This is a genomic window from Exiguobacterium sp. RIT594, from assembly GCF_003339585.1.
In the GTDB taxonomy this organism is placed as follows: domain Bacteria; phylum Bacillota; class Bacilli; order Exiguobacteriales; family Exiguobacteriaceae; genus Exiguobacterium_A.
In genome coordinates this window covers 1733107-1750921 of sequence record NZ_QPKF01000001.1, presented here as the reverse complement: position 1 = coordinate 1750921, position 17815 = coordinate 1733107, and the positions used below count along the sequence as shown (strand labels likewise).

The following is a 17815-nucleotide window of genomic DNA, read 5'->3' as shown; positions in this document are numbered from 1 at the left end:
ATCATCAATACTTTTACATTTACCCCAATTGATTGTTCTAAAACGAAAAGCGACAGGTTTGAGTTCATTGTTTTGTGCGAAAGACGTTGTGAACCAAAACGACTCCACGCATTTTTGTCCTGATTTCATGACGAATGTCCGGGAAACCGTTAATGGCTTCACCAAGTCTTTACAAAAACCTTGCAGATCCTTTAAGTCTCCTTTGAACTGGACTCGTAGACTGATAGGGAGATGAAAGAAGGAAGGGTGTATACGCGTGAGTGGACAACAATTTAAAAAAGCAGTCATGAAACAACTTCAATGGGTACGCGAGGAGAAGCAACGGCTTCGATTGGAATCAAAGGCAAGTGTTGCTTCCATTGAACGTTTACAGAAACTCCCGGTACTGACGATGAAGACCGGAATCCGACCAAATACTTCCGGACGTCCTTCAACAACAACGACTTATCACGAACAAAGTAACAGCGGATTGTTACAGGAGATTGCATATGCAGATATTCCCCTGCACAGCGGAACACGTTATTTTGAGCAGCGACCACTGGAAGTTGCTATCGTCTGTTCCGAATTCATGTATGCCTACTATCAAGATGCACTCCACTTACACTACGTCAATCCGGCAACGTTTGAAGAGGTATTTGAAAAACCGATTGACCTGTTCCTGGTCGTATCCTCATGGAAAGGACTGCAAGGAGACGACTGGAAAGGCGTCGCCACACCGACCTCCAAAAAACGGGCCCGTCTGATGGAAATGATTCGTCAGGTGAAGGGGAAAGAAATACCTGTTGTTTTTCAATCGACAGAGGATCCAAGCAACTTTGACCGTTTTAGTGGGGTGGCAAAGGAAGCGGATTATATTTTAACGTCAGACGAAGCGATGATTCCGGAATATCAGGTGTTATGCGGGCATGACCGGATTGAAGCGACAACGTTCGGGGTCAATCCCATCATCCATAATCCGATTGGTGCGACACGCAGTCGAAACAAACACGTGTTGTTTGCCGGCAGCTGGATGGCAAAGTATCCGGAGCGTGTCAAAGACACCGAGATGTTGTTTGATGGTGTCTTACGTTCCGATCATACACTCGATATCGTTGACCGCAACTATCAGTTGAACTTACCGGATTATCATTTTCCGCAACGTTACGTCTCGCGCGTCGCACCATCGATTCCTTATGAGACATTGCAACAAGTCAGTAAGTGTTATGACTGGGTGTTGAATTTAAACAGCATTAAATATAGTAAAACGATGTGTGCACGACGAATCTATGAATCCCAAGCACTCGGAAATCTGATTTTGTCGAATTACAGCATCGCCGTCAACAATGATTTTCCGAACGTGTTTACCGTTCATGATCATCAAGAGGCGCAAGCGATTTTAGAACGGACGACCGAGGACGACGTCAAGCGACTCCGGGCAGAAGGCATTCGTTCCGTCATGTCATCCCATACCGTCTATGACCGGATTGATCAGATGACCCGTTTGCTGAAGTTACCGGTCCAGCCGTTGCGACGGAAACTCCTGGTTGTCTTACGCCAAGTGACACCGGAGCTAAACCGGATGCTAGAACAGCAAACCGTAACACCGGATTGGATTTACCGCGAAGAAGACCTGACAAAAGAATTATATGAGCAGACCGATTTAGTCGCTGTACTTGATGGGATGGAGTCATACGGAGAGTACTACCTTGAAGATTTAGTGAACGGGTTTAAATACAGTGACGCAAGCATTGTCCGTAAAACAGCTCAAGATGAGGTGCCGTTCGTCATTCAGGACGAACAAGGCCGGCCGGGCGGCAGTATGATTTGGCGTGCTGACTTTTCCTATGAACAGTTCAGTGAAGGGAAGATGGCAGGCAAAACACTGCTTCTTGATGCACTCGAGTGGAACGAACAAGGGAAGTCATCTGCTGTTGAAACACCGATACTGTCCGTCGTCGTTCCGATTTTTAATAATGGATATCATCTCACGTATAAATGCTTTGCCAGTTTAAAACGAATGGATCGATTTGCCGAGACGGAAATTATCTTAGTGGATGATGGGTCAACAGACCGGATGACGTTACAAGCGATTAATCGTCTTGCGCGACGACACGGCAACGTCGTAACCTATCTGTTCCCGACAGGCGGAAGCGGCAGTGCGTCACGTCCGCGTAATAAGGGTGTTGAACTGGCGCGTGCCGAACGGATTGCGTTCCTGGATCCTGATAACGAGGTATTGAGTGACCGGTATGCCGAATTGTTGACTGAACTCGATCAAGACCCGACACTCGATTTTGCAGTCGGACATATGAAAAAGCTGGCTGAAAAAACAAGTATCATCGCTTTACCGAAAGTTCGGAAAGAAGGACGGATGGTTTGCGATCAACCTAAAACGTATTTACTCGAGAACCGTTTTTCCGTCCAAAGTATTCAAGCGTTAGTCGTCAAGAAAAGCTTTTTGCAGAATCATCATCTGGAGCAAGTCGTCGGAGCCGTCGGACAAGACTCCTTGTTTTTCCAGGAAATGATGTTGCATGCGGACCGTGTCTTGCTCGTCAACCGGGTCATTCATTATTACTACGCCGCAGTAGCAGGTTCGACCGTCAACTCCCTGACCGTTCGTTTCTTTGAACGCAGTGTCGTCCGGGAAAAGGCGCGGGCTGAAAAGTTTGCACGTTATGGTGTCCTCGATGCGTACAAAGAAACCCGTTTCGAACACTTTTTTGAACATTGGTATCTGGTGAAACTACGTTACTGCAGTGATAAAGATTTTGGTCCGAGCGTCGCGCTCCTCCGAATGATTGTCGCATTTTATGAACCGGTGACATTGACGAATCCGTTGATCCGCCGATTCGTTGAATTGGCGGATAAAAAACAGACTGATGCTATTCAAGCATTGTTATTAGAGGAGGTACGGTGATGCCGACAAAACAGATGATACGACCAAAAGATGAAATCCGTGCCGCTTATTATGACCAACTCGGAGTCCAGTTCGGAAAAAAAGTCCGCTCACGGATTCACTGGATTATTCGTGAGACAAAGGGCAGTCAGATTCTCGATATCGGTTGTTCAGGAGGGCTCGTGCCGATCTTACTCGGTCGTGAAGGGAAACAGGTTGTGGGAATCGATGTCTCACCGGAAGCCATCACAGAGTCGAGGAATGCACTGGAGAAAGAAGCACGTTCGGTCAAAGAATTGATTCAGTTTGAAGAAGAAAATCTGATGACGTTTTCGACCAGCCAACGTTTTGACACGGTCTTGATGACGGAAGTTCTCGAGCATATCGGCGAACCAGAACGGTTTGTCCGAAAAGCATGTTCATTCCTGAAACCGGGTGGACGGCTTGTCGTAACGGTTCCGTTTGGTGTCAATGACTATGCCGACCATAAGCGGACTTATTATTTACGTCATTTGTTAGAGCAATTGACACCCTATGGAACGATTGATCGATTGGAGCGGATGGACAAGTGGTTAGGCGTGATTGTGACGCTTCATGAGGGAAAACAACCGATCCGCAGTATGACGAATCAAGAAATCGACTGGTTGGAAACAGCTTTTGAAGCGATCGAGCGGATGCATTTGACTGAAATCGTTCGATTAAAAAACCAGCAAAAGAAATGGGAGCAGAAACAGTTGAAACAGCAGGTCAATGAGCAGGAATATGCGGAGTTATCATCAGAACATGAACGGCTGTTACAACAAGTGACCGAACAAGAAGAAACGATTGCACTGTTGGCACAACAGTATCAGTTGGTCCTCGAACGGTATGAAGGAGCACTTGTGTCGAATCTGGATGTCTTGGAGGCGAATACACAATGGAAATTAAAATACCGATCACTGGCAAATTCAAAGCTAGGAAAAATCGCCGTCCGTTACTGGAAGTTCCGACGAAAGCTCAAACAAAGACGGGCCCGGAGATGATGAATGTCTTGATGATCTGTCAGAATTTTTATCCTGAAATCGGCAGTGCCGCCAACCGGATGAAAAACATCTTTAAACGGATGGAACAACAAGGCAGTGACGTGCATGTCCTGACATCAGAACCACTGTACCCGACGGCGGAATTGTATACGGATGCGATGTTTTGGGACGAACCAAGTTTGGATGCGGCTAACATTACCCGGATTCAACCACGGGATCTACGGGCGACGACAAACTTATGGCGACGGCTCCGGTTGTTTTTAGAACAGTTTGTCTTGGCGGTCCGGGAAGTACGACAGGATAAAAAACAGTACAGCTACATCTATGCGACGACGCCTTCCATCTTCATGGGACTGGTTGGAGTCGTTGCCAAGTTCATCAAAAAAGCACCACTCGTGTTAGACGTCCGCGATTTGTGGCCGGAATCATTGGTCGGTGTCGGAATCACGAAGTCACGCTTGCTGCTCGCGCCGCTCTACTGGCTTGAAAAATGGATGTATCATCGAGCCAATCAAATTGTCATCAACAGTGAAGGATTTCGTTCGTATATCGAAAGCAAAGGAATTGCCCCGGAGAAAATTCATTACATTCCGAATTCAATCGAAGAAAACGAATGGTTGATTAAACGGCGGAAAGTATCGGAGCAAGTCCGCGTCGTCTATACCGGAAATATCGGGTTGGCGCAGGACGTATTCTTATTACTTGATGTAGCGGAGCGATTAAAAGAGGATTCAAAAATTGAATTTCATGTCGTCGGATACGGCTATCATAAAGAAAAATTTGAAGAACATGTCTTAAAACGCGGACTGACGAATATTCATTTCATGAATGCGATGCCGAGATGGGACGCGCTGAAACAACTTGCCAAAAGTGATATCGCCTTTGCGACATTAGTCGAGAGTACAGCATTCGATACAGTGACGCCAGGAAAAATCATCGACTATATGGCAATGGGCTGTGCGATTGTCGGAGCCGTTTCAGGACATGCTGCGAAAGTGATTGAAGAGGCCGGAGCAGGATTCGTCTCACGGGAGCGTTGTCGCGAGACAATCGTCGGACAAATCCGTTATCTCGCAGAACATCCGGAAGCGCGTGAAGAAATGGGTCAATCGGGTGTAGCGTACGTCCAGACCCATTTTGACTGGGAACAAAATCAGGAACGATTGTTTGAAGCCATTCGAAAAACCAATTTCCAAGCAGTAGGGGTGAGTAAATGAGACGGGTCGGGATGTTTGTTTGGAATACGTTTACGAATGATGCACGTGTTTTACGGGAGTGTACAGCGCTCGCGGAAGCAGGGAATCACGTCGATTTATATTGCCTCAATGATGGCACATTACCAGCAATGGAGTATCATCCGGGCGGCTTTCGAATCATCCGAATTGAAAGGACACCTCCTTTTGAAACAATCCTTCGTCGTCTGAAGAAGCGTAACCCGGTTACGCTTCTGGCTGGCGCAGGATTGTTCTTGTTCATTCCCTGGCTGATTCCGATTGTAGTGATTCTGTACGTGTTGCAGAAAAGTCGGTTTATCCGCTATGCGCTTTATAACAGCTTCGGCATTGTCCGGATGACACGGGCAGCACGTAAGCGAAACTACGATATCATGCATGCCAACGATTTAAATACATTACCGCAAGCGATTTTAGCGGCGAAAGGTGCGAAAATCGTCTACGATTCGCATGAAGTCCAGACGGATCGGACGGGATATGGAAGAGGACAAGGCGGATTGGAACGTCACTTATTACGATTTGTGGATCGGACGATGGTTGAAAATGAGACACGGGCCGACTATCACGAAGCACTTTATGGAGAGCGTCCGGCCGTGTTGCACAATTATCCGTTCTATCAAGAAACGGTACCAGAAGCACGCCCGCTACATGAAGAACTTGGGATTGAAGAAAAAGAACCGATTTTATTGTATCAAGGCGGTATTCAGGAAGGACGGGGGCTCGAGCGGTTGATTGCTGCGATGCCTTTGATCCGAAACGGCACACTGCTGTTCATTGGCGACGGGAAAATCAAGCCGGAGCTTCAACGGCTAGCGTCTCAATCCTCAGAACGAGAACGTATTTATTTTATTGATAAGGTGCCGCTTGATCAGTTACCGAGCTATACAGCAGCGGCGACGGTCGGGTTTCAAGTGTTACAAAACGTGTGCTTTAACCATTATTCGGCATCTTCGAATAAGTTATTTGAATACATGTCAGCTCTTGTGCCGGTCGTGGCAGCCGATTTACCGGAAATCCGTCGTGTCGTCGAGGCAGAGGCCGTCGGACTGCTCGTTGACGTTGAATCGCCGCAAGCGATTGCCGCTGCCGTCAATCAAATCGTCGAGGAGGACGGGTTACGCCAGGCGATGAAAGAACGAACAAAGCAGGCACGGCAGAAATACAACTGGGATAAAGAAAAAGACCGATTATTGACTGTCTATCATGAATTAATGAAGTGAATGAACGAGAACAGAGGCAGGAAACAACAAAGATGCAGGTAATTCCACGCTGAAGAACAATGGAATGGACCGGATTGTGTTGTTTCTCTCGCGAATGCAACAAAAGTTCGTTGTTTATTTACAAGCTTTACAAAAAGCATAGGAAAAGGGTGGAATGTAAGGTCTGTGAAGAATGCTTTAAGAGATGGTTAGAACCATTGGAAACACAAGCAATTGTCGTTATGGTCTAGGTACAGCCACGACACAGTCAGTTTTTTTCTGACGTGAAGGACTAACTCGTACCTAGATGGAGGAATGACAAAATGAAACTTTGTACAATCGGACTCGGATATATTGGATTACCTTCTTCAGCCATGTTTGCAGATCACGGAACGGACGTCGTCGGGGTAGATATTGACCCGCGCATCGTCAAGATGTTGAATGCGGGAGATATTCACATCGAAGAGCCGGGACTTGAGGAAGTTATCAAACGTGTCGTCGCAAACGGAAAATTTCGGGCGACATTGACACCGGAACCGGCAGATGTCTTTTTGATTGCCGTACCGACACCAAATTTAAATGACACATACAAGTCGTGTGACTTGAAGTACGTGATAGCAGCAGTTCGGAACATGTTGCCGCACGTTCAAAAAGGAAATGTCATCATCGTTGAATCGACGATCGCGCCAAGGACGATGGATGATCATGTCCGTCCGTTGATTGAAGCAGCCGGTTTCGTCATCGGGAAAGACGTCTTCGTCGTTCATTGTCCGGAACGTGTCCTTCCGGGACAAATCCTCCATGAACTCATTCACAACAACCGAATTGTCGGCGGCTTGACACCGGCTTGTGCGGATGCCGGAGCAGCGGTCTACGAGACGTTTGTCCAAGGTGAAATCGTCAAGACGGATGCGAAGACGGCAGAAATGTCGAAGCTGATGGAAAATACGTTCCGCGATGTCAACATCGCGTTAGCCAACGAACTGACGCAAGTCTGCCATAAGCTCGAAATCAACGTGCTGGACGTGATTGAGATGGCGAACATGCATCCCCGTGTCAACTTGCATCATCCGGGACCGGGCGTCGGGGGACACTGCCTGGCAGTCGACCCTTACTTCATTGTCGCCAAAGCCCCATCCCTTGCACGGATCATCCATACGGCGCGGGAAACGAATGTCAACATGCCGCACTTCGTCGCAGAGCAGGCAGAGCGCCTTGTTTCTTCGCGTGTTCGGCCGAAAATTGCTGTCTTTGGCGTCACGTATAAAGGAAATGTTGATGATATGCGGGAGAGTCCAGCTGTTGATGTGATTGAACAATTGATTGACCGTGGACTGGATGTCGCAGTTTGCGATCCGCATGTCGAACGTTCGATTTCTTCACGCTTTGACCTGGTCGATGAGATTGAAGCCATTCAAGGAGCGGATCTTGCCCTTGTCTTAGTCGACCATGATGAGTTCAAACGTTTTGACTCACGCCGTCTCGCCAACCAGATGCGGACACCGCTCTTATTTGATACGAAAGGAATCGTCCAGCCGCTTGAAGATGTCACAGTCCTGAACTTCGGTAACCTGCATACGCATCAAACGACGGAAGTGGACGCAAAAGCAATATGAACGGGATTAGTACAATCGGGAAAGAGTTGAAAGATCATTTTTATCTGATCTTTCGTCTTTCACTTTATGAGACAAAAAGTCTATACAGCATGCAATATCTCGGTTGGTTTTGGGAAATCATGACGCCGCTCCTACAAATCGGCGTTTACTGGGTTGTCTTTGGTTTCGGGATTCGCGGCGGACATCCCGTTGACGGAATTCCATTTGTCTTTTGGTTGGTCAGTGGATTGATTGCCTGGTTTTTCATCGGTAGTACGATTCCGAGCGGTTCACGTTCGATTTACGGTCGGGTCGCCTTAGTCTCGAAGATGCACTTTCCGCTTAGTACAATCCCGGCGTATGTCATCTTGGCGCAGTTCTATCGCCATCTTGCCATGATTGCCTTGACGATTATTCTCGGTATAGCATTCGGCTATTTTCCGGGCTGGCATACGTTTGAATTGTTCTATATCGTTCCCGCAGGTGTCATTTTCCTGTATGCCGTCTCGCTGTTGTTATCGGCACTGGCGACAATGATTCGCGATGTCCAAAACATGGTGACGTCTGCAATCCGGATGTTGATGTACTTGACGCCCATCATGTGGATACCACCGGAACACAGTCTGTTTAAGACATTGTTGATGATTAATCCTCTCGTCTATTTGATTGAAGGATACCGCTCGGCACTGATCGGAACCGGTTATTTACTCGATCATGTCTGGTACGGTCTCTACTTTTGGACGGTGACATCTGTGCTGTTGGTAGTCGGAGCAGCGGTCCATCTGAGATTCCGCCGGTACTTCATTGATTACGTCTAGGAGGAGAAAACATGAGTCACGTCGTATTTGAAAATGTTTCAAAACGTTACGTCTTATATTCACGCCCAATCGATAAATTAAAAGAAGTGTTGTTCGGTAAAGTCAGCGGGAAACCATTTTATGCCTTAAAAAACGTCTCGTTTTCCGTCAAGCAAGGTGAAATTGTCGGAGTGGTCGGAATTAACGGGAGTGGTAAATCAACATTGTCTCACCTGCTTGCGAACGTCACGCCGCCGACATACGGTCGGGTGACACTTGGTGGGAAATCAGCATTGATCGCGATTTCGAGTGGTCTGAACAACCAATTGACCGGGCGGGATAACATCGAACTGAAAGGATTGATGATGGGATTGAATAAAAAACAGATTCAAGCCATCACACCGGAAATTCTCGAGTTCGCAGATATTGGGGACTTCATCGATCAGGCGGTCAAAACTTACTCGAGCGGTATGCGGGCGCGGCTTGGTTTTGCGATCTCGATTAACATCAATCCGGACATCTTGATTATCGATGAAGCCTTGTCAGTCGGTGACCAGACGTTTACGGAAAAATGTCTGGATAAGATGCGGGAGTTTCGTGACCAAGGAAAAACAATCTTTTTTGTCAGCCATTCCTTAAATCAAGTCAAAAGTTTTTGTACGAAAGTCCTTTGGCTCGAGTATGGAGAAGTCCGGATGTTTGGTCCAACAACGGAAACGATGGCGGAGTATAATAAGTACCTTTACTGGTACAAGCAACTTACGAAAAAACAAGCGGCACATTATGTCATGAAAAAACGAACAGGGCGAAGTGATGAGATCGAGCGTTCCGAACGCGGTGAAACGATCGAATTGTCGTCATGAATAACGGATAGGGGATGGAACGAATGAAACGAGTCATGTTAGTGTTCGGAACGAGACCGGAAGCAATCAAGATGGCACCTGTCGTCAAAGCATTGGAGAAACGAGAAGGAGTCGAACCGATTGTCGTCGTGACGGCACAACACCGGGAGATGCTGGATCAAGTCCTTGAACTGTTCCAAATCGTTCCGGATCATGATTTAGATTTGATGCGTCCACGCCAGACACTCGAAGAGATGACAGCACGGATTTTAAATGCGATGCGCCGTGTCCTGGAAAAAGAGCAACCGGATTTGGTGTTGGTCCATGGGGATACGACAACGACATTCGCCGCCTCGCTGGCCGCTTTTTACCAACAGATTCCGGTTGGGCATGTCGAAGCCGGTTTACGGACGTATCAGAAGTATGCCCCATTCCCGGAAGAGATGAATCGTCAATTGACAGGTGTACTCGCTGATTACCATTTTGCTCCGACGGATCAGGCAGCGGAAAATTTACGCTTGGAAAACAAACAAAGTCCGATCATCGTGACAGGAAATACGGTCATCGACGCTTTAAAAACAACGGTTTCTGCTGATTACACGCATCCCGTTTTGAAAAGTCTTGCAACAAGTGGCCGTAAGCTGATTCTGTTGACCGTTCACCGCCGGGAAAATCATCTGCAATTACCACAGATTTTTGATGCGATTGAACGATTGGCAGACAGTCATCCGAATATCGAAATCATCTATCCGGTCCATCCGAATCCGATTGTACTTGAAGCGGCCGAACAATTGAAGAATCATCCGCGCATTCGATTGATTGAGCCACTCGATGTCTTCGATTTTCATAACTTAGCAGCCCGGGCGACGTTGATCTTGACTGATTCTGGTGGCATTCAAGAAGAAGCCCCTTCGTTAGGTGTTCCGGTTCTCGTATTACGTGAGACGACGGAACGTCCGGAAGGTGTGGAAGCCGGTACATTGAAGCTCGTCGGAACAGATCCAGAACGTATTTATACAGCCGGTCATCAATTGCTGACAGATCCGATTGCGTACGAAGCGATGGCACAAGCTGCGAATCCCTATGGAGACGGGCATGCGGCAGAGCGGATTGTCGATGCCATTTTAAGTGAGGTACCGGTATGAGTTCACGACCACTTGAACTGGCGAGTTATCAATTTTTCCCGCAAGGCAACCGGGAAAAGATTTTACTCGAAGAAGATGGAAAAGAGGTCTGGTTTGATTTTCAAGAAGCTGATCCGACAGATAAATTGTACATCCAATTGTTTGATCAAGGATTTCAGTATCCTCCGTCAAAATTGTATCGGTCAGACGCTTCCTTTGAACAAGCGGAGACAATCACACTTACTTGTGAATTAGAAACAACCGAACCGTGTGATATTCAAATCTTTAAGATGCAGTACGGACAAAAAAAACGGATGCATTCCGAAACGGAGTGGTTGACGGTGAACGGTCCGACTACATGTGCCTTTCAACTGAATCGAGTTAAAGGAGCGGACTATTTCAAAATCGCATTCAAATTTTTACTTGAAGGGGACATGCGGGTCCGGTTGATGATGTTACACATCAATCGGCTTGTTCCGCTCAAACAGGAGGAATCCTATCATGTTATTTAGTTCAACGATTTTTCTATTTTTATTTCTGCCGACGGTACTGATTGTCTATTATCTGTTGCCGAGAAGCTTTCGAAATGGCTGGCTCCTCGTAGCAAGCCTTTTCTTTTATGCGTTTGGTGAACCGCGATTTGCATTATTGATGCTGTTAAGTGTCGGCATCAATTATTTCTTTGCATTATTCGTAGACGTCTACCGTCACCGTATCGGTGTGAAGTGGATCATGTTCAGCATGATTGCTGTCAATTTAGGATTACTTGGCTGGTTCAAGTACAGCGGTTTTTTTGTTCAGTCTGTCAATAAGACGTTTCATGCCGATTTTTTTGTTCCGGAAATCGTTTTACCGCTCGGAATTTCCTTCTATACATTTCACGCGATGAGTTATGTCATCGATATTTACAAGGAAAAGGAAGCCGTGCAAAAAAATCCGCTTGATTTAGCATTGTATATCGCCTTTTTCCCGCAACTGGTCGCAGGACCGATCGTCCGCTACAACACGATTGCGAGTCAGATTGAATCCCGTCAAGAAACCGTGTCGGACTTCTCGAAAGGGGTCCGCCGATTCATCATCGGATTATCAAAAAAGTTGATTTTAGCAAATGGCTGCGGTCAAGTAGCAGATGCCATTTTTGACATGAAGGATTTATCAATGGGGCTTGCATGGATTGGGATCATTGCTTACGCCCTGCAGATCTATTTTGATTTTTCCGGATACAGTGACATGGCAATCGGACTTGCATTAATGTTCGGCTTTCATTTTCTTGAAAACTTCAACTATCCGTATATTTCGAAATCAGTGTCTGAATTTTGGCGTCGCTGGCACATTTCACTTGGGTCATGGTTTCGGGATTATGTGTACATTCCGCTTGGAGGGAACCGGGTTTCACCCTGGAGACAATACCGGAACCTCGGAATCGTCTGGATGTTGACTGGACTTTGGCATGGAGCGAGCTGGACGTTCGTTGCCTGGGGCGTCTATTACGGGATTTGGATCATGCTTGAAAAAGCATTTCTCGGGAAATTATTGGCGCGAGTCCCGGTACTGGCAACGGTCTGGACACTCGTATTGGTTCTGGTCGGTTGGGTCTTTTTCAGATCGGAAACGTTCCCGGAAGCCATCACGTATATTCAGGCAATGTTTATGCCGGACGTACTTTGGGATGACCGTGCGAGTTACCAACTTGTCCAAAACGGTGTCATCTTAGCACTAGCATGTCTTGCCGCAACACCAATTCCAAAATGGATTGGAGAACGATTTGTCCAGTCATCGGGCAAAATCGGACAGACGTTGCAATATGGGTATGCGATGGTTTTGTTGTTCCTCGCGACATCTGCGCTGGTTGCAAGTACATTCAATCCCTTCATTTATTTCCGTTTTTAGAGAGGAGGAACACCAGTGGCGCAACCTATTGAAAAGAATCAGAAACAGCCACAACCGGGAACTACATTTGAGAAAAAGATGATGTGGCTGACGATCATCAGTTTTTTTGTCATTTTGCTGACAATCGGAATTGGAACGATTCTTCGCGACGACCGTGTCAGTTCCCAACTTGAAAATCGAACACTTGCACAATCCGTTCAACCGACTATGCAAGGAGTGGCTTCCGGTGAGGATATGCTGAAGATGGAAAGCTATTTTGGGGATCAGTTGTTGTTACGTGGTACTCTCGTTGAAATGCAGGCACGTCTATCGAAAAATCTTTTTCAACAGCCGTTTCGAAATGGGATCTACACTGCTAAAAACGGCTATATGATTGAACCGAGTCAAGCAGCACAACCGGTCATTCCGAGTGCTTTTCAACAGTTCACGAAAGATGTTGATCGGCCGGTCTACTTCGCACTTGCACCATCCAAGACCGTTATTGCGGAACGGGATGGAATCATTCCGGACTATGTCGCCTCAAACGCTGAGCAACGGTACAAGACGATGCAAGCCGGCTTTATGAAAGCAGGAATTACATCGATTCCCCTTGATGCGTTAAAGCTGACGGATTACTTTAAGACAGACCATCACTGGAACATAGATGGTGCCTATCAAGCGTATGACGAGATCATTCGCACGGTTGGAAAAACAGAGCCGACCTTAAAAAAAGTTGCAATGGATCCTCAGGCAAAACGGTCATCGGAACATCCGTATTTTGGTTCACTCGCCCGTAAGACAACGCTTGCGTATGCGAGTGCAGGAGACAAGATTGAATACTACGATGCCAATCAATTTAACGGCATTGATGTCTGTTACGACAACGTATGCGGTCAACCGCTGATTGATGAGCAATTCATTAAAGAAGAGGGGGATTATGCTGATCGTTATGAAGTGTTCATGCGTGGTAACCATGGCATTTTATCAATGTCATCGAAGACGAAAGGACCAAAGCTGCTTGTCCTCAAAGACTCGTTTGCGAATCCCGTCCTTCCGTTTCTCGCGAACAGTGCCAATCTTGAGGTCGTCGATATCCGCTATGTCAACAAAGATTTTGATGCCTCTGAATTTGCGAAGCAAAAAAACGTTGATGCCATCGTCTTTTTACACAATGCGAATATCGCCGGATTAATGAAGACGTATCAGCAGAAATTATAGGAGGTACCGCTGTGAAATCACGTTTGCGAAAGAGGCGACCTTGGATCGGGTGGCGCGTAATCAGTGCATTGTTATTAGCATGCATCTTGATTGTCAGCGCTACGACCGGGTATGCTTTTTTAAAATTACAGCATACGGCGGACGGTTTCATTACTCCGCTAAAAGGGCAAAAAAAACTCCCGCTTGAAGTGATGCAACCGGTCAATGTCTTATTGATTGGTGTTGATGAACGAAAAAACGACCCGGGGCGGGCAGATGCCATCATGTTATTGTCTTTTAACCCGAAAACACAAAAAGCGACCTCACTGTCTATTCCGCGTGATATGCAGGTGACACTTGCAGATGGTGCAAAGACCAAAATCAATCATACCTATGCCTATGGTGGGGTGGAAGAGACAATTGAGACCGTCGAACAGACATTCGATGTCAAGATTCCGTATTATGCCAAAATCAATATGGAAGGTCTGATTGAGCTGGTGGATGCCGTTGGTGGAGTGACCGTTGATAATCCGTCCGCTTTTAGTTGGAACGACCGGCGTTTACAAAAAAACTATGCCGAAGGAAAGATCAAACTGACCGGACTCGAGGCGAGCGGTTATGCACGCATGCGGAAACAAGATCCGCTTGGCGACATGGGGCGGCAAATCCGTCAACGGCAGGTACTCGAAGCTGTTGGTATGAAGCTTGCCGGACCCGATATTTTGACAAACTTAGAAGAAGTCAGTCGGGTCTTGAAAAACAACTTTAGTACAAATATCACGTTTTCCGAAGCATCCCAACTCGCACAAGAAAATCAGACTGGATTCGAGCGTTTAAAACCGTTAAAACTCGAAGGCGAAGGATATATCGCAAGTGACGGTGTCTGGTACTTTTTTGCTTCGGATCACTCGATGCAAGTCACGAAGCAGGCAATCAATGAAGTGACGGATCGTCAATCAAAATGAGTATGTAAGAGGATGACTGAGAAGTCATCCTCTTTTTTTAGTGGTCATTCGTCCCTGTTGGTCCAAAAGTCTTATTTTCTTTAGCGAACTAAAATAAGCTTTGACAGATAAGTCGAACGAATGGAGAATGGAAATGAAAACGATTACATAAATCCAAGGAGGATACGACATGAATCGATGGAAATCAGTCTGTGCAGTTGTGCTAACGTTTGCACTGATCTTTAGTTTATTTCCGGTAAACGGTTTGGCACTGGAAAAAGGAAAATCGACACTCGTCATCATTCACTACAAAGAAGATAAAACAGCACCAAAAGAATGGAACCTTTGGTTATGGGCAAATGGACCAGATTACTTCCCGAATAAGGCACATGCCTTTAACGGACAAGATGCTTACGGAAAAATTGCCGCTTACGAATTTCCGGTCGATCAACCGGAGAAAATCGGTTTTATCGTCCGCGATGATTCCTGGAACAAAGATGCCGGTTCGGAAAATGACCGCTTCATCACAAAAGATATGATCAAAGACGGTGTTGCCGAAGTTTGGATTGAATCGGGCAGCAAAGAGGTTTCACCGGTTAATCCGACGGGCGGCAGTGATGTCGAGTCCGTCAACACGAACATTCATTATTACCGGTATGACAATGACTACGAGAAGTACGGCGTGTGGGCATGGCCGAACGCTCAGGACGGAAAACGGTTTGAATTTGACGGTCAAGACGCATTTGGCGCTGTAGCAAACGTCACACTGGATAATAAGACGAAGGAACGTCTTGTCGGAATCATTCCTCATATCGAAGGATGGTCTGAAAAAGACGGAGCGGACCGCTTCTATTATGCGGGAGCGAAGGATATTTGGCTGATTGAAGGTGATCAAACGGTTTATTACAGCCAACCGGATATTGATCGGACGCCGAAATTCACAAGCTTCCTGGCAGATGATTTTAAGACGATGACGTTGAAAACGAACTCGCCGATTACGGCAGAAGATTTGAAAACGCTGACATTCAAAGGACTCGTCAATCCGCTGGTCACACAAGTGGATGCGAAGACGTTAAAAGTAACCGTCACGACGGACATTGATTTGGCAGATGTCATTACTGTCTCGCACCCGGTGTTCGGGGAAGGGATTTTAGAAGCGGGGAACGTGTTGCGTTCAGCTGCTTTTGACAAAAAATATGCATATGACGGAAAACTCGGGACGGTCTATCAAAAAGGAAAAACGACGTTCCGTGTCTGGGCACCGACTGCGCAAGCCGTCGAACTGGAACTCTACAAATTACCGAAAACACAAGCCGCGACAACAAAAAACATCGTCCGTGAAGTGAAGATGGTCCGTGGCGACCGCGGGGTCTTCAGTGTGACAATCAAAGGTGATCTTGACGGAACAGGCTACACATATGAAGTCAAGCACGCTAAAGAAACGACACGCGCCGTCGACCCTTATGCAACAGCCGTCGCTGTCAACGGAGATCAAGGGGTAGTCGTTGACCTGAGAGAGACGAACCCAAAACGTTGGACAAAATCAAAAATGCCGCTGAAGCAAGCAACGGATGCCATCATTTATGAAACGCATGTCCGTGATTTGTCGATGTTTGATGTGACAGGTACGACATACGATTCAGGCATCAAACAAAAAGGGAAGTATCTTGGTGTCGTCGAACCGGGCACACGTTTGATGAAAAACGGTAAAAAAACAAAAACGAAAACAGGACTCGATCATTTGAAAGAGCTTGGCATCACGCATGTCCAGTTCATTCCGGTCTATGATTTCAATACGGCTTCTGTCGATGAGACAAATCCGCTCAAAACATATAACTGGGGTTATGATCCGAAAAACTACAATGCACCGGAAGGTTCTTACGCAACTAATGCCTATGATCCAAAGGTCCGGATCAAAGAGATGAAACAGATGATTCAAGGCTTACACGACAACGGATTACGTGCCGTCATGGACGTTGTCTACAACCATATGTTTGATGCGAAAGCGTCGAACTTGGATAAAATCGTCCCAGGGTATTACTACCGCTACACAGAAGGCGGCGATCTCGCCAACGGAACAGGTGTCGGGAATGATACGGCTTCTGAACGGAAGATGATGCACAAATTGATCGTTGATTCGGTTGACTACTGGGCAAAAGAATACCGCTGGGATGGATTCCGCTTCGATTTGATGGGAATTCACGATGTCAAAACGATGAATGCCGTCAAACGGACGACAGCAAAAATTGATCCGTCAATCCTTGTCTTTGGTGAAGGATGGAGTTTAAGCACACCACTTCCGGAAGCAGACAAGGCCAATCAGACGAATGCGAAACAGATGCCGGGAATCGCTCATTTCAACGATAACTTGCGTGATGCGCTTAAAGGAAGTGTCTTTGAAGACACGGATGCCGGTTTCATCAACGGTAAAACAGGTCTTGAAACACGCATTAAACGCGGGATCGTTGGTGAGATTGCATACAGCAAAGATATTACTGGATTCGCAGCAGAGCCGAATCAAGCCATCACGTACGTCGAAGCCCATGATAACCACACATTGTGGGATAAGTTGAACTTAACGAATCCGACAGATACGGATGCGACGAAAACAAAAATGCACCGTTTGGCGTCAAGCATCCTGCTGACGTCACAAGGAACGACATTCATCCATGCCGGTCAAGATTTCATGCGGACAAAAGGCGGCGACCACAACTCGTACAAGTCACCGGACTCTGTCAACCAGCTCGACTGGAAAAGAAAAATGGACCGTCAAGACGATGTCGATTACATGAAAGGACTGATCCAAGTCCGAAAAGCGAATCCTGTTCTGCACTTAGGAACAGCAAAAGATATCCGCCGTTACCTTACGTTTACGGATGTACCGGAGCAAGTCGTGGCGTATCAATTGTCAGATGATGCGCCGCAGCAAAAAACGGATCTTTACGTCGTCCACAATGCGAAACGGCAAGCGGTCAAGATGACGTTACCAAAAGGAACGTGGCACGTGATTGTCGATGGTAAAACCGCCGGAACGAAAACACTGAAAAAAGTGTCTGGTAGCGTTACAGTCGATCCGCTCAGCTCTTACGTATTAAAAAAATAAAGACTAAAAAACG

General features: G+C 46.6%; 13 protein-coding genes. All 13 read left to right on the top strand.

All coding sequences use genetic code 11. The features are described from left to right. Positions 1–256 precede the first annotated feature (256 nt). The 13 genes from DVG79_RS09090 (at position 257) to pulA (ending at position 17802) form a co-directional block, all read left to right on the top strand. A complete protein-coding gene (locus tag DVG79_RS09090) occupies positions 257–2899 on the top strand; it encodes a glycosyltransferase (RefSeq protein ID WP_114596424.1) in 2643 nt (880 codons plus the stop codon). After that, complete coding sequence (locus DVG79_RS09085; protein WP_114596423.1) at positions 2899–3900, top strand: methyltransferase domain-containing protein; 1002 nt, start codon at positions 2899–2901, stop codon at positions 3898–3900. The genes DVG79_RS09090 and DVG79_RS09085 overlap by 1 nt, the downstream gene beginning before the upstream one ends. Then, complete coding sequence (locus tag DVG79_RS09080) at positions 3795–5117, top strand: glycosyltransferase family 4 protein (protein WP_233494564.1); 1323 nt, start codon at positions 3795–3797, stop codon at positions 5115–5117. The genes DVG79_RS09085 and DVG79_RS09080 overlap by 106 nt, the downstream gene beginning before the upstream one ends. Continuing rightward, on the top strand, positions 5114–6352 hold the full coding sequence (locus tag DVG79_RS09075) for a glycosyltransferase (RefSeq protein ID WP_114596422.1): 1239 nt from the start codon (positions 5114–5116) through the stop codon (positions 6350–6352). Before DVG79_RS09080 ends, DVG79_RS09075 begins: the two co-directional genes overlap by 4 nt. A gap of 302 nt (positions 6353–6654) precedes the next feature. Then, positions 6655–7947 (top strand): nucleotide sugar dehydrogenase, encoded by a 1293-nt coding sequence (locus DVG79_RS09070; RefSeq protein WP_114596421.1) that lies wholly within the window; start codon positions 6655–6657, stop codon positions 7945–7947. Then, positions 7944–8744, top strand: a complete 801-nt coding sequence (locus DVG79_RS09065; RefSeq protein WP_114596420.1) for an ABC transporter permease — start codon at positions 7944–7946, stop codon at positions 8742–8744. The genes DVG79_RS09070 and DVG79_RS09065 overlap by 4 nt, the downstream gene beginning before the upstream one ends. 11 nt (positions 8745–8755) lie before the next feature. Next, on the top strand, positions 8756–9586 hold the full coding sequence (locus DVG79_RS09060) for an ABC transporter ATP-binding protein (RefSeq protein ID WP_114596419.1): 831 nt from the start codon (positions 8756–8758) through the stop codon (positions 9584–9586). 14 nt (positions 9587–9600) lie between these two features. Further along, positions 9601–10710: a non-hydrolyzing UDP-N-acetylglucosamine 2-epimerase gene (gene wecB / locus DVG79_RS09055; RefSeq protein ID WP_369835030.1), complete on the top strand. Its 1110-nt coding sequence runs from the start codon at positions 9601–9603 to the stop codon at positions 10708–10710. After that, complete coding sequence (locus DVG79_RS09050) at positions 10707–11201, top strand: hypothetical protein (protein WP_114596417.1); 495 nt, start codon at positions 10707–10709, stop codon at positions 11199–11201. Before wecB ends, DVG79_RS09050 begins: the two co-directional genes overlap by 4 nt. Next, positions 11191–12579: an MBOAT family O-acyltransferase gene (locus DVG79_RS09045; protein ID WP_026828993.1), complete on the top strand. Its 1389-nt coding sequence runs from the start codon at positions 11191–11193 to the stop codon at positions 12577–12579. The genes DVG79_RS09050 and DVG79_RS09045 overlap by 11 nt, the downstream gene beginning before the upstream one ends. Positions 12580–12594: 15 nt before the next feature. Further along, the gene (locus DVG79_RS09040; protein WP_114596416.1) at positions 12595–13776 is read left to right on the top strand and encodes a DHHW family protein; all 1182 of its coding nucleotides are present in this window, start codon (positions 12595–12597) and stop codon (positions 13774–13776) included. A gap of 11 nt (positions 13777–13787) precedes the next feature. Next, the gene (locus tag DVG79_RS09035; protein ID WP_026828991.1) at positions 13788–14720 is read left to right on the top strand and encodes an LCP family protein; all 933 of its coding nucleotides are present in this window, start codon (positions 13788–13790) and stop codon (positions 14718–14720) included. 169 nt (positions 14721–14889) lie between these two features. After that, entirely contained in the window at positions 14890–17802 is a 2913-nt protein-coding gene (gene pulA / locus DVG79_RS09030) for a type I pullulanase (protein ID WP_114596415.1), read from the top strand. Positions 17803–17815: the final 13 nt, after the last annotated feature.